The 13,487-nt window shown below is 69.0% G+C and carries 11 protein-coding genes; 5 read left to right on the top strand and 6 right to left on the bottom strand.

The window, feature by feature from the left end; genetic code table 11:
• Positions 1 to 22: 22 nt before the first annotated feature.
• From IE302_RS41420 to IE302_RS41410, 3 genes are all read left to right on the top strand, one after another.
• Positions 23 to 634, top strand: coding sequence for an HSP18 transcriptional regulator (locus IE302_RS41420; protein WP_191259921.1), 612 nt, complete (start codon positions 23 to 25; stop codon positions 632 to 634).
• 75 nt (positions 635 to 709) lie between these two features.
• A complete protein-coding gene (locus tag IE302_RS41415) occupies positions 710 to 1,786 on the top strand; it encodes an NAD-dependent epimerase/dehydratase family protein (protein ID WP_191259941.1) in 1,077 nt (358 codons plus the stop codon).
• Between the two features lie 15 nt (positions 1,787 to 1,801).
• Positions 1,802 to 3,394, top strand: a complete 1,593-nt coding sequence (locus IE302_RS41410) for a phytoene desaturase family protein (RefSeq protein WP_191259920.1) — start codon at positions 1,802 to 1,804, stop codon at positions 3,392 to 3,394.
• On the opposite strand, the gene IE302_RS41405 is transcribed toward IE302_RS41410, so the two are convergent.
• Positions 3,385 to 3,846, bottom strand: a complete 462-nt coding sequence (locus IE302_RS41405) for an SRPBCC family protein (protein WP_191259919.1) — start codon at positions 3,844 to 3,846, stop codon at positions 3,385 to 3,387. The genes IE302_RS41410 and IE302_RS41405 overlap by 10 nt on opposite strands.
• Before the next feature lie 59 nt (positions 3,847 to 3,905).
• A complete protein-coding gene (locus IE302_RS41400) occupies positions 3,906 to 4,319 on the bottom strand; it encodes a DUF6292 family protein (protein WP_191259918.1) in 414 nt (137 codons plus the stop codon).
• 369 nt (positions 4,320 to 4,688) lie between these two features.
• Here IE302_RS41400 and IE302_RS41395 point away from each other — a divergent pair, with 369 nt between their 5' ends.
• Together IE302_RS41395 and IE302_RS41390 are read left to right on the top strand one after the other, a co-directional pair.
• Positions 4,689 to 8,801: a SpoIIE family protein phosphatase gene (locus IE302_RS41395; RefSeq protein WP_229908331.1), complete on the top strand. Its 4,113-nt coding sequence runs from the start codon at positions 4,689 to 4,691 to the stop codon at positions 8,799 to 8,801.
• Positions 8,798 to 9,085 (top strand): STAS domain-containing protein, encoded by a 288-nt coding sequence (locus tag IE302_RS41390; RefSeq protein WP_191259917.1) that lies wholly within the window; start codon positions 8,798 to 8,800, stop codon positions 9,083 to 9,085. Before IE302_RS41395 ends, IE302_RS41390 begins: the two co-directional genes overlap by 4 nt.
• A gap of 36 nt (positions 9,086 to 9,121) precedes the next feature.
• Here IE302_RS41390 and IE302_RS41385 read toward each other — a convergent pair whose 3' ends face one another.
• From IE302_RS41385 to IE302_RS41370, 4 genes are all read right to left on the bottom strand, one after another.
• Positions 9,122 to 10,207 (bottom strand): acetate/propionate family kinase, encoded by a 1,086-nt coding sequence (locus IE302_RS41385; protein ID WP_191259939.1) that lies wholly within the window; start codon positions 10,205 to 10,207, stop codon positions 9,122 to 9,124.
• Positions 10,195 to 12,489 carry a phosphoketolase family protein gene (locus tag IE302_RS41380; protein WP_191259916.1) on the bottom strand — a complete coding sequence of 765 codons (2,295 nt, stop codon included), beginning with the start codon at positions 12,487 to 12,489 and terminating at the stop codon, positions 10,195 to 10,197. The genes IE302_RS41385 and IE302_RS41380 overlap by 13 nt, the downstream gene beginning before the upstream one ends.
• Positions 12,490 to 12,771: 282 nt before the next feature.
• Complete coding sequence (locus IE302_RS41375; protein WP_191259915.1) at positions 12,772 to 13,212, bottom strand: SRPBCC family protein; 441 nt, start codon at positions 13,210 to 13,212, stop codon at positions 12,772 to 12,774.
• A partial coding sequence (locus IE302_RS41370) for a DUF4383 domain-containing protein (RefSeq protein ID WP_191259914.1) occupies positions 13,212 to 13,487 on the bottom strand: 276 nt, incomplete at its 5' end. The genes IE302_RS41370 and IE302_RS41375, both read right to left, overlap by 1 nt.

The raw sequence follows: 13,487 nt of genomic DNA, 5'->3' as shown, positions 1-13,487 counted from the left end.
CCACGTCGTCGAAAGGATGACAATGACCGAGGCTGATTTCGCGCGCCGGTCGCGTGCCCTGTACGAGGTGGTGATGGCGGCCCGCTCCAGTGCCGTCGAGCCGGCGACGCTCTTGGCCGCGCTGGAGTCCTTGCGGGTGTTACGAGAGGAATTCGCCTCCTGGGAACCGGAACTGATCGAGGCGGCCCGCGCGGAAGGGGTCAGCTGGGCCCTGCTCGCCCCCGCGCTGGGAGTCGCCAGCCGTCAGGCGGCGGAACGCCGGTTCCTGCGATTGCGGCCCTCCGACGGGGGAGAGCGGACGGGCGAGGCACGGGTCGACGCCGAACGTGACCGGCGCGCGGGCGATCGCGCGGTCGCGGAGTGGGCTCGGCGCAATTCGGCGATGTTACGACAGGTGGCCGGGCAAGCCGGCGCGCTGGAGGGACTGAGTGCGGAAGGCAGGAGAAGCGCCGACAAGCTCACCACGGCACTTGGCGAGAACGACGCGGCCGATCTGCTGACCCCGCTGGCGGACCTGCGAGATCACCTGACGGCCGATCACCTCCACCTCTCCGACCGCCTGGGCGCGATCACCGAACACACCGGGCAAGTGCGGCAAGACGCCCTGGACAGCCGTCGGCGGCCCACGACCTGACGCCCGTCATCCGCGACGAGGCCCCAGGCCGGTGCGTGGGGTTTCCCCTGGCGGGCGGACGGGTACGTGGCGAAGGTGCGGATCGTGATCACCGGTGCCACCGGCAATGTGGGAACCGCCCTGCTCGGCACCCTCGAATCCGGCGGCGACGAACTGGTCGGCGTGGCCAGGAGGCTGCCCGACACCACGGACGCGCCATACCGAGCGGCGAGCTGGTGCGCGAAGGACCTCGGCGAACCCGACACCAGAGGTGAGCTGGCCCGGCTGCTGGAAGGCGCCGACGCGGTCGTCCACCTCGCCTGGGCGATCTCGCCGGTACGGGACGACCCGCCGATGTGGCGCACCAACGACCACGGGACACGCCAGCTGCTCGACGCGGTGGTGGCGGCCGGGGTGCCACGGGTCGTGGCTCTTTCCTCTGTCGCCGCCTACGCGCCCGCGCCGCGCTGGGAGAAGGTCGCCGAGGACTGGCCGTGCGACGGCATCGCGACCAGCGCCTACAGCCGAGGCAAGGCCGCGCTCGAAACCTTGCTCGACCGGTTCGAAGCGCGCCATCCCGAGGTCGGGGTGGCGCGGTTGCGGCCGTGCGCCATCCTGCAGCGACGTGCGGCGGGGGAGTTCCAACGCTGGTTGCTCGGCCCTGCCCTGCCTGCCCGGCTCGTCGGCGATCGGCGCCTGCCGATTCCACTGTGGACGGACTTGCGGGCGCAAGCGGTGCACAGCGCCGATGTCGCCGAAGCCATCCGGCTCGTGCTGAAAAACGGCTACACCGGAGCGGTCAACCTGGCCGCCCCCGGCATCCTCGATGCCGACGCGCTCGCCGGCCTGCTCGGCGGGTTCCGTGTGCCGGCGCCTCGGCCGCTCGTCCGCACGGCCGCGTACGCGGCGTGGCGCACGGGAATCCTGCCCTTGCATCCCGGCTGGCTGGATCTGGCCGACCAAGCACCCCTCGTGGACACCACGCTCGCCGAGACGATGCTGGGCTGGCGACCGCGCCACGACGCGGCGAGTGTGATCGCGGACCTCGTCGCCGGGCTGCGCACAGGCGCGGGCGCGGCGAGTCCGCCGCTCGCCCCGCCACGCGGTGACGGGATCCTGTCCCGGCTCCGCTCGGTCGCGCCGGTCCGGCCGAGCCATCGCTCCCAGTCCTGACAGCCGGAGGCCCTAGTGAGCACCGAATCCCACGACGCGGTCGTCATCGGCGCCGGACACAACGGCCTGGTGGCGGCGAACTTCCTGGCGGACGCCGGATGGTCGGTGCTGGTACTGGAGCAGGCGGAGAAAGCGGGCGGCGCGGTGCGGACGGACGAAGTCACCGAACCCGGGTTCCTCAGCGACCTGTGCAGCGCCTTCTTCCCCTTGACCGCGGTGTCGCCGGTCATTCGAGGACTGGGCCTGGAGGAACACGGCCTGCACTGGCGGCACGCGCCCCAGGTGCTCGCCCACGTCCTGCCGGACGACCGCTGCGTGGTGCTGTCACGGGACATCGAGCGGACGATGGAATCCGTCCGCGACTTCGCCCCGGGTGACGGCGCGGCCTGGCGAAGCCTGTTCGCCCAGTGGCAGGACCTCCGCGAACCTCTGCTGGACGCGCTGTTCACCCCGTTTCCGCCGGTACGCCCGGCGCTGCGGCTGCTGCGCCGGACGGGCACCGGGGACGCACTGCGCCTGGCGCGGATGCTCACGTTGCCCGCGCGCCGTTTCGGTGAAGAGTGCTTCGCCGGTGAAGGAGCACGGTTGCTGCTGGCCGGCAACGCCGCGCACAGCGACCTTTCCGTGGACAACGCGGGGAGCGCGGTGTTCGGCTGGCTGCTCGCGATGATCGGCCAGGACGCCGGGTTCCCGGTCCCGGTCGGCGGGGCTGGGGAGTTGACCGCCGCGTTGGTACGGAGGCTCGTCGCCCGCGGCGGGCAGCTGCGGTTACATTGTCCCGTAACGGAAGTGCTCGTCGCGGGAGGCCGGGCGATGGGCGTGCGCACCGGGGCGGACAGCCTGATCCGGGCCCGCAAGGCAGTGCTCGCCGACGTCCCGGCCCCGACGTTGTACGGCGGGATGGTCGATCCGGAACACCTGCCGGCCCGGCTGCTCGACGATCTCGACCGGTTCCAGTGGGACAGCGCCACGGTGAAAGTGGATTGGGCGTTGTCCGGCCCGGTTCCCTGGACGGCGGAAGGCGCCCGGGACGCGGGCACGATCCATCTCGGCACGGATCTGGACGGACTTTCCAAGTTCGGCGGTGACCTCGTCCGGGGCCGCAGCCCGCGAGAGCCGTTCCTGCTGTTCGGCCAGATGACGACGAGCGATCCCGATCGCTCGCCGCCGGGCACGGAGTCGGCCTGGGCCTACACCCATGTGCCTCGCGGGGTGATGGAGGATCCTGGGGCGCTCCACCGGCAGGTCGCGCGGATCGAGAAGGCGGTCGAAAAGAACGCTCCGGGGTTCACCGACCTGATCCTGGGCCGGTACGTCCAAGGACCGCTGGAATTGGCGGGGCACGATCCCGGCCTGGTGGGCGGAGCGATCAACAGTGGCACGACGGCCATCCACCAGCAGCTGTTCTTCCGCCCGGTGCCCGGGCTGGGCCGCGCCGACACCCCGGTGGACCGCCTGTACCTGGCGGGCGCCGCCGCCCATCCCGGTGGTGCGGTCCACGGTGGCCCCGGCGCGAACGCGGCCCGTGCCGCGCTGGCCAGGTCCGGTCTGCTCGGCGAGGGCTACGCGGCGGTGATCCGGGCCGCGAACCGGGCGGTCTACGACTGAGCGCGCTTGCGGTTCGCGTACTTCCCGGTGGCGAGGTCGGCGAGCCGAGCGAGAGCCTCGTCGTTGCGGGGTTTGGCGAGGATCGCCTGCACCGCGTCGGGGAGGACCTTTCCTGGACCGCGCACGACGCGTTCCGTCATCCGGATCCGCGTCCGGCCGGAGCCCTGCGGGGTCAGCGTGAGCCCGACCTCCGCCACGCCGAGCGGCCAGCCCCTCGCCTCCAGCGAAAGAAAAGTGCCCGGCTCCATGGCCTTCACCACGGTGACGTCCTGGATGTGCAGAGGCCACGGTCCGACGCTGTGATGGATCCGGGAACCGGCGGCGGGCCAGTCCTCGTCGACGTCGCGGATGTGCGAACTGCCGACGACCCATCCCGAGTAGAGCCACCCGTCCGCGAGCACGGCGAAAACGGCTTCCGGAGGTGCGTCGACGACACGGCTGACCTCGGGCACGATGTCCTCCTGTTCCGGGACGAGCGCGATACCGGTTGTGTCGCGGCCCGGGAGCTGACCTAGGCCGGAAGGGTGGTGGCGGCGTATGCGGCGAGCCGTTCGGCGAGGTCGCCGCACGACGATGGCGGGAAATCGTCCTGGTCTCCCATGGGTTCACCCGCGTAGGCGTCACGCGTGAACGTCGCCACCACACGGGGCGCAGGAAGGATCCCGGCGCCGAGACGGTCGACCACGATCAGGTCTTCTCGGCTGTCGGTCTCGAGGGCCAGGGCCCATCCCTGGTGTTCGTTCCACACCAGCGCGACGTCGCACCCGGGGTGTCCCGGAAGGCTGCGGTCCAAAGCGATGTAGGCCCCGGCGGTCGGATCGAGCTGGGCGTAGTAGGCGTTTCCGCTCAGCCGCAGTTCGTCGATCACGAGCCGTACGTAACGGTGCAAACCCCGGACGACCGCTCCACCGAACTCCGATTCCATACCATCCGCCCCTTGCCGTCTCGTCGCGAAATGGCGCCGGCTGCTTGACGCGACAACGGGAAACGCCCCGTCCAAGCACAGAATGTCCCCGGTTCGAGTGATTCAAACCTGACTTTCGTCGGAACGGCCGGTCACGGGACCTGACAGGGAGACTCAGAACCAGGCGGGAACTCGGCGAATTGGGTCCATTGGTTGTAGACGTCGGTGACCGGAGTCGAATCTTGTCGCCAGTGACGACCGACGACGAAGCGAGTGAGATCGACGCGTCATCAGGACCTTCAGCGGGTATACCGCGTTCGGTGAAGTGAGCGCGACATCAGCCCGAGCGATCAGTCCGGGCGGCGAGAGTCGGACAGGAAAGAGTGCCGAGTGTCTTCTGAGGATGCCGAGAGCGGCCGGGCCGACGTGTTCGCCGCGGATGGCGAGGTGGGCCGTGACCTGGCCGATGTGGACTGGACGGCCACTCCGCTCGGTCGGCCCGACGGATGGCCGCTGAGTCTGCGGACGGCTGTCGGCATCCTCCTGTCTTCGCGGTTCTCCATGTGGATGGCGTGGGGGCCGGAACTCACTTTCTTCTGCAACTCCGCGTACCGCCGCAACACCCTGGGGCGGAAATATCCGTGGGCTCTCGGCCGCCCCGCGAACCAGGTGTGGTCGGAGATCTGGGACGACATCGGACCGCGCATCGAAACCGTGCTGTCCACCGGCAAGGCGACGTGGGACGAGGGGCTGCTGCTGTTCCTCGAGCGCTCCGGCTATCCGGAGGAGAGCTACCACACGTTCTCCTACAGCCCGCTGCACGACGACGCCGGACAGGTGGTCGGCATGTTGTGCGTGGTGAGTGAGGACACCGACCGGATCATCGGCGAGCGCCGCATGGCGACACTGCGCGATCTCGGCTCGGATCCCACCGTGATCACCACTGAGGCCCAGGTGCTCGCTTTCGCCGTCCACCAGCTCGGCCGAAACACCCGTGACCTGCCCTTCACCTTGACCTATCTGTTCGAGGAAGACGGCTCGGCCCGGCTGGCCGCTTCGACGGGATCCACCGTTGACGCCGCGCTGCCTTTGCCGGAGTTGCCGGTGGAGCAGCTTGCCGACGGGGCGACGATGCTGATCGAGCTCGACGAAGACAGGACCGCCGAGCTGCCCACCGGGGTCTGGCCCGAACCTCCCGTCCAGGCGTTGGTCATTCCGCTGCGGCAGCAGCAGGGAGGAGTGCCCCACGGGTTTCTGGTGGCGGGTCTGAACCGGTACCGAGATCTCGATGACGGGTACCGCGGCTTCATCGAGCTGGTGGCGGCGCATATCGCCGCGGGGATCGCCAGCGCCCGCAGCTACCAGGCACAGCAGCGGCGGGCGGAGGAACTCGCGGAACTGGACAGGGCGAAGACGGCTTTCTTCTCGAACATCAGTCACGAGTTCCGCACCCCGCTCACCTTGATCATGGGGCCGGTACAGGAACTCCTCTCCAGGACACCCGGCCTGGACGACGCCGCCCGCGCGGACCTGGAAGTCGTCCACCGCAACGGATCGCGACTGAGCAAGCTGGTCAACACGCTCCTGGACTTCTCACGGCTCGAAGCAGGTCGTATGCAGGCCCGCTTCGAGCCGGTGGATCTCGCGGCCGTCACCGCGGAACTGGCCAGTGTCTTTCAGTCCGCCGTCGAAAGAGCGGGCCTGCGCTTCGTCGTCGACTGCCCACCGCTGGACGAGCCTGTGCACTTGGACCGTGGCCTGTGGGAAAAGGTCGTCTTCAACCTTTTGAGCAACGCCGTGAAGTTCACCTTCGAGGGTTCCATCACGATCGCCGTGGCCAAGGACGCGGCGGCGGCGACCGTCGTCGTGGCCGACACCGGTGTCGGGGTGCCTGATCAGGAGATACCTCGCCTGTTCGAGCGGTTTCACCGGATCGAGAACACTCGCGCCCGCTCCCACGAGGGCAGCGGGATCGGACTCGCGCTGGTGCGGGAACTCGTGGAGCTGCACGGCGGCACCATCGACGCGGACAGCACCGAAGGCGTGGGAACGACCTTCACCATCCGGTTGCCGTTCGGCTCCGGTCACCTTCCAGCCGAAGCGCAGGCCACGTCCGGTGCCGCCGCCACGGCCGAACCGTATGTGCTGGAAGCGATGCGGTGGTCCTCCGGCGCTCCTGCCACCGAAGCCACCGAAGACACCGAAGCCGCCGCAGCCACGGTGCGGCGTCCGTCCACTCCCGCCCGGGTCGTGATCGCCGACGACAACGCCGATATGCGGGAGTACCTGACCCGGCTCCTCGCCGGGGCGGGGTACGTGGTCGAGGCCGTCGCCGATGGCGACGCGGCGATCGACGCCATTCGTTCCGAGGCGCCGGATCTCGTCATCAGCGATGTGATGATGCCGGGTCTCGGCGGGCTTGGCCTGGTCGAGAGGCTGCGAAGCGAACCGCGCACCGCCACGGTGCCCGTCCTGCTGCTCTCGGCCCGGGCCGGGCAGGAAGCGTCCATCGAGGGGCTGCAAGCCGGCGCGGACGACTACCTCGTCAAGCCGTTCGCCTCGGCCGAGCTGCTCGCCCGCGTTCGGGCGAACGTCGAACTCGCCCGGCTGCGCACGCGGTCCACCCGGTGGCGTGCGGCGCTGATCGACTCGCTGCAGGAAGCCTTCTTCGTCTGTGACGAACAGGGCGCTATCGTCGAGATCAACAGCGCCTTCACCGCCATCCTCGGATACGGCCCGGAAGGCCTCCCGTACCGGTCGATCCACCCGTGGTGGCCTGATGCGAACACCGATCCCGACGCGTACCGTCTCGTCGCCGACGCCTTCGACACGGTGCTACTGGATCAACGAGGTGGCTACACCATTCCCGTCGTGCACCGAGACGGCCACCGGCTGTGGGTCACCGCCAGCTTCAACCAGGTCGAGGAGCCTGACACCGGCCGACGCGTCACGGTCGGCACGTTCCGCGACGTGACCGCCGAGCACTACGCGGTACAGCGCCAAAGCGTCCTGGCCGGCCTGAACCAGCAGTTGGCCCAGGCGGACTCCGTCGAGGAAGCACTGCTGACCTCGATAGACGAAGTTCGCCGCGTCTGGAAGGCGCGGCGAGTCCTGGCCGTCCTCTTCTCCGCCCATGCCGGCAACACCGATCCCGTGGTCATCGGCGAACCGGTCCGCTGGGAGGACCTGACGGCGCAGTGCCGGAGCGCCGTCGCCGGCTTGCGCGATTCCGACCCGCTCGGTTTCGCGGCGGGTGAGCTCGGCACGGCGGGGGTTTCGCTTCAACACCCTGACGGTGACCTGGTTCTCTGGCTCGAACTGGGCGAATCGCGGCCGATCACCGGTGAGGACGAGACCTTGCTGACGGTGCTGGCCGGACGGCTGGGCCAAGGATTGGCCCGGGTGCGTCAAATCGATCAGCAACGGGAGACCGCACTGGCGCTCCAGCACGCGATTCTCGGCCCACACGATCTCCCCGAGGGCTTCGCGGCCCGGTATCAGCCTGCGAACAGCCCACTGCAGGTCGGCGGCGACTGGTACGACGTGGTCGAGCTGGAGGACGGGCGCGTCGCCCTGGTCGTCGGTGACTGCGTGGGGCACGGCCTCGCCGCGGCCACCGTCATGGGGCAGCTGCGCAGCGCCTGCCGAGCCTTGCTGCTGGAGAACCCGAGCCCGGCGGCGGCGCTGACCGGCTTGGACCGGTTCGCCGCCCGCCTGCCCGGCGCCGCCTGCACCACCGCGTTCTGCGCGGTGCTCTCGCGCGATACCGGTGAGATGAGCTATGCGGCCGCCGGTCATCCGCCGCCCGTGCTGGTCCGCGCCGATCGCACCATCCGGTTGCTGGAAGACGGTCGATCGATTCCGTTGGGTGTCCGGCCCGGCAGGCCACGGTCCGAGGCTCGGACGGTCGTCCCCGCCAGGGCCACCCTGGTGTTGTACACCGACGGTCTTGTCGAACGGCGTCGCTTTCCGCTCAGCGACGGCATCGACCGAGTCGCCGCGCTGGTCGCCGAAAACGGCGACTCCACTCTCGAAGGCCTGGCAGGACTGCTCATGTCCGAGCTGGCCCCGGAAGAAGGTTATGAGGACGATGTGGCGTTGCTGACCTATCGCGGGCCGGGCCCGCTGGATTTGAGCTTTCCCGCCGAGGTGGGGGAACTCGCGTTCGTGCGCAAGGCTTTGCGCGACTGGCTCCAGCGCTGCGAACTCGATGCCGACATGCTCCAGAACATCCTCGTCGCGTCGGGCGAGGCCACCGCCAACGCCATCGAGCACGGCCATCGCGATGACCCCGGGGGCCTCGTCCGGCTGCAAGCCACCGTCTTGACCGACGGTGTGAGCCTGACCATCAGCGACAACGGCTCGTGGAAACCCCCTCGGCCGGAACCCGGCTCCGATCGTGGCCGCGGTCTGGTCCTCATGCGTGCCTTCATGGACGAAGTGACCGTCGAGCACGGGAAGGCCGGAACCACCGTCCACCTGAAGGCGAGGATCGTTCGATGACCACAGAGCTCACCCTCACCACGGACAGCCGTGAAGACGGCACCGTCTCGCTGATCGCCTCCGGGGAGATCGATCTGAGCAATGTCGGCGCCTTCGGCAGCGCGCTCGCCGACGCCACGAAGAACGGCACGGCCACCGTCGATCTGCGCGAGGTGGACTACCTCGACAGCGGCGGCATCAACGTGCTGTTCACCTATGCCGACCGGATCCGCATTCGCGCCAATCCGTTGCTGAGGCCCGTGCTCGATGTCAGCGGCCTCGCCGAACTCGTCGACGTCGAGTAGCGATCACGTGAGACGCGATGAAAGGCTCTCGCGGGTTCACAGGACGGTGGCGGCCGCCGCGGCGAGGGAGAGTTCTTCTCGCGACTGTACCGTCAAGACGGGAACGGGCGCGTTCCGGTCGCTGATGACCGCGTCATGTGTGCGTGTCCGGGACAGGCCGCCTCGGAGCCCGAGTACGCCGAGTCCGCTCGCGATGGCTTCGGCGGCTTCCGGTTGGTTCCAGCCGATGTCGCCGGTGAACACCAACGCGTCGACGCGGGGAAGACTCGCCGCGACGGCCGCCAGTTCGCGGCGGGTCCGGTGCTCGAACACGGCCATGGCGAACCGTGCGTTCACGTCGCCCGCCTGCGCGGCGCGGACGAGTTCGCGGGTGTCGTCCGACGTGCCGGACAGTCCGAGCAGCCCGGAGTGGTGGTAGAGACCGTCTTCGAGTTCGTCGAGCGAGACGTGCCCCTCACGTAGCAGCCACAGCAGCATTCCCGGGTCGACACTGCCGGACCTTTTCGCCATCATCGTGCCCTCCAAAGGGGTGAAGCCCATGGAGGTGTCGACACTGCGGCCGCCCGCGACGGCGCATACCGAACTGCCGCCGGACAGATGCGCCACCAGGAGATTCAGCCCGTCCACGGAGCGGCCGAGCAGTTCGGAGGCACGTCGGACCGCCCAGGCGAACGACAGACCGTGAAAACCGTAGCGGCGCAGGCCCCAGCGTTCGCGCCAGCGTGCGGGAAGCGGGTAGGTGCGCGCGATCTCCGGGAGGTCGTGATGAAAGGCCGTGTCCGGGCAGACGACGTGAGGTGTGTCCGGCAGCAGGTCGGTGAGCCGGTTCAGGAGCGCCTCGGTGCTCGGGACGTGCTCCGGTGCCAGCGATTTCGCCGCGTCGATCGCCTCACGCACCGATGCGGAGACCACCGAGGGTGAGGTGAGCACAGGTCCGCCGTGGACGAGCCGGTGGGCGACCGCGTCCACCTCCTGGCGGTCCACAAAGGACAGGACTTCGTCGACGGCGTCGCCGGGTGGCTTTCCGATCTCCACCGCGTCGAGGACCTCCTCGCCCTCGACAACGTGCAGGCGCACGCTGCCGGAACCTGGGTTGACGGTGAGGATCCTCATGTCCGCCAGCGCCATTCGGTGATCTCCGGTGGGTCCTGGCCGTCCTGATAGGAGCGGGTGAGCAACGCGTCGCGCCGCTGGATCAGATCGCGGGCGAGATCTCCGCCTGCCGATGCCCAGCCGGGCGCTCGCCGGACGGCGTCGGCGGCGAGATCGTGTCGTGTCATCCGGTTGCCCGCCAGCAGGTCGAACGGGGTGGTCGTGGTGCCTTCCTCCAGGTAGCCGTGGACGTGGAAGCGATTCGCGCGGTTCCGGCCGTGCAGCACCTCGTGCACCGCCGAGGGATAGCCGTGGAAAGCGAACACCACGGGGGTTTCCTCACCGAAGCAACCGATGAACGCCTCGTCGGAGAGGCCGTGCGGATGCCGGTCCGGCGGGCAGAGCGCGAGCAGGTCGACCACGTTCACCACCCGCACTCGCAACTCGGGAGCGACCTCGCGCAACAACCTGGCCGCGGCCAGGATCTCGACGGTCGGGGTGGTCCCGGCCGCGGCGAGAACGACGTCAGCCGGACCGTCGGTGGTGCTCGCCCACGGCCAGACGGCGGCACCGGCGCGGCAGTGGGCGCGGGCTTCGCCGGGGGAGAGCCATTGCGGTCCGCTCTGCTTTCCGGCGACCACGACGTTGATCAAGCCGGTCGAACCGAGACACCGGTGCATGGTCTCCAGCAACGTGTTCGCGTCCGGCGGGAGATAGATCCGCGAGGTGGTGGCTTTCTTGGTCAGCATCTGGTTGATGAAGCCGGGGCCCTGGTGGCTGTAGCCGTTGTGCTCCTGGCGCCAGCCGTCGCTGGTGAGCAGATAGTTCAGGCTCGCCACCGGCACGCGCCAGGAGACCTCGTCCGCCATCTTGAGGAATTTGGCGTACTGGTTGACCATGCTGTCCACAATGGACACGAAGGCCTCGTAGCAGGGGAAGAGGCCGTGTCGTCCCGTGAGAAGGTAACCCTGAAGCCAGCCCTGGCAAAGGTGCTCCGACAGCACCTCGTGCACCCTGCCACGTTCGCCGAGGTGCTCGGTGTAGCCGGGAACGTCGCGATCGAACTGCCGCCGTGTCGCGCCGAGCAGCGCGCCCAGCTTGTTGGACTGCAGTTCGTCGGGGCAGACGACGCGGAAGGTGTCCGGCGCGAGCCGGACGATCTCCGCGAGCCATTCGGCGAGCACTTCGGGTGCGCTCGCGTCCGTGCCGCCGGGCTCACCGACCGCGACGGCGTATTTCCCGACGTCCGGCAAGGGGAGGTCGCGCCGCAGGAGACCGCCGTTCGCCTGCGGCACCCGGCCGAGCCGGAGTCCGGGCGCGGGCGGCACCGCCAGGATGTCCGCGGCGGGAACGCCGTTGTCGTCGAAGAGTTCCTCCGGGCGGTAGGACCGCAGCCAAGCCTCCAGCGCGGTCAGCTCTGCCGGATCGTCCTTGGCGCCCGGGAAAGGGACTTGGTGGGAGTGGAACGTGCCTTCGAGCGGTATCCCGTCCGGAGACGTCGACGGCAGGCCCGACCCCTTCGTGTTCTGGAGGACGATCATCGGCGGTGGCCCTGTGTCGCGTCCGTGCGCCTGGGTCAACGCCTCGGCCAGCAAGGTGTCCGGCTCTTCGGCGTCGCGAACGTCCACCAGGATCGGGCTCCAGCCGCAGCCGGTGAAGTAGGCGACGAGTTCGTCGTCGGACATCGCTTCGTAGATCGTCGGCGACGCGATCTTGTAGCCGTTGAGATGCAAGACCGGCAGCACCCTGCCGTCGCCCCGGCCGGTGAATTTGGGGCTGTGCCACGCCGCGGCGGTCGGCCCGGTTTCGGCTTCCCCATCGCCGATCACACAGGCGACCATCAGGCCGGGATCGTCGAACGCGGCGCCGAAGGCGGTCGACAGCGCGTAGCCGAGTTCGCCACCTTCGTGGATGACGCCGGGGACCTCGGGGGAGAGGTGGCTGGGGAAGCCACCTGGCCAGGAGAACCGTTTGACGAGTTCAGCGAGCCCGCGCCCGTCCCGGGACAGCAAGGGGTCGTACTCGGCGTGCGTGCCCTCCAGCCAGAGATTGGCGTGGATGGCGGGCGCGCCGTGACCGGGGCCGGTGATCAGCAAGGTCCGTTGCCCGGTTTCGGCCACGAGCCGATTCAAGCCCGCGTAGACCATCGTCAGACCAGGGCAGGTTCCCCAGTGGCCGAGCGGCCGGGGCTTCAGGTGTTCCGGGCGCAAAGGGGCCTGCAGCAGGAAGTTGTCCTTGAGGTGGATCATCGTGGCGGCGAGGTAGTCCCCCGCTCGCCGATACCGGGACAGCACTCCGGTCATCTCGGCCATCTGAACTCCTCGTGGGTTTCGCCGCTCCTTCGTGGCTACCCGTGTCACCGCTGGGCAAACGGCCGGCTTTCCCCCGGGAGTTCCACCCTCACCAACGGAAAGCCGGCCGTCCTGAAGCGCGGTGGGGTGCGTGCACACCTCCCACCGCGGTCGGCGCCCTCGTGGGGCCATCGAACGGCTACCCGCTCCTCTCGGCCCCAAACCGGTTCTCGCGATCTTGTCCGGGAGCGGGACGGCGATCCGAGGAGGTCGCGGCAGGTCGTCCGCGACGAAACCCAGCCGTCAGCGGGTCTCGACGATGCGTTTGAACTCGGCACAGGCTCGCTCGACCTTGTCCTGCGGATCCGCCAGCAAGGACGCGACCGCTTCGCCGACTTTCCCCGCAGGCGGGGAATAGCGCAGTCCGACCTCGACGCCGGTCAGGCCGGAACCTTTGCCGTGGAAGCGGACCACACCGGAATTGACGACGTCCGGATCGGTGTTCTCCACGGTGGTCCAAGCGATCGTGTGCGGAGCCTTGTCTTCGGTGATCTTCGCGATCCATTCGACGGTGACGCCCGCCGGACCCGAAACCCTCCAGCGGGTATGGCCGTTTTCGCCGTGGACCGGCTCGACCGATTCGACGTCGGAGAAGATCTCCGGGAGCCGGGTCAGCGGCCGCCACCAGTCGTAACAGGCTTGCGCGGGGGCTTCGACCTCGATGTAGTGCGCGGCGATGCCCATCAGACGGCTCGTGGTGACGTGGGGCGACGGTCGATGGTGCCGGCGATGCCGCCGAGGGCGATCATGCCGAGGGCCAGGCCGAGGTGTAGCCAGTTGTCGGCGGGGTTGACGGGTACGAAGTTCGCCGGGGAGTCGTGGTCGATGACGAGGCCGTAGAGCCATAGCAGGAGGTAGATCACTCCGCCGCCGATCAGGTAGCCGACGGCGCTGCGGGATGTGCGGGCCAGGAGAAGCCCGGCGACGCCGAAGAGCAGGTGCACGATGTTGTGCAGGAT

The organism is Amycolatopsis oliviviridis, assembly GCF_014654365.1.
Lineage (GTDB): Bacteria > Actinomycetota > Actinomycetes > Mycobacteriales > Pseudonocardiaceae > Amycolatopsis > Amycolatopsis oliviviridis.
The sequence above is the reverse complement of the archived record's forward strand: the minus strand, read 5'-3'. Positions and strand labels throughout refer to the sequence as shown.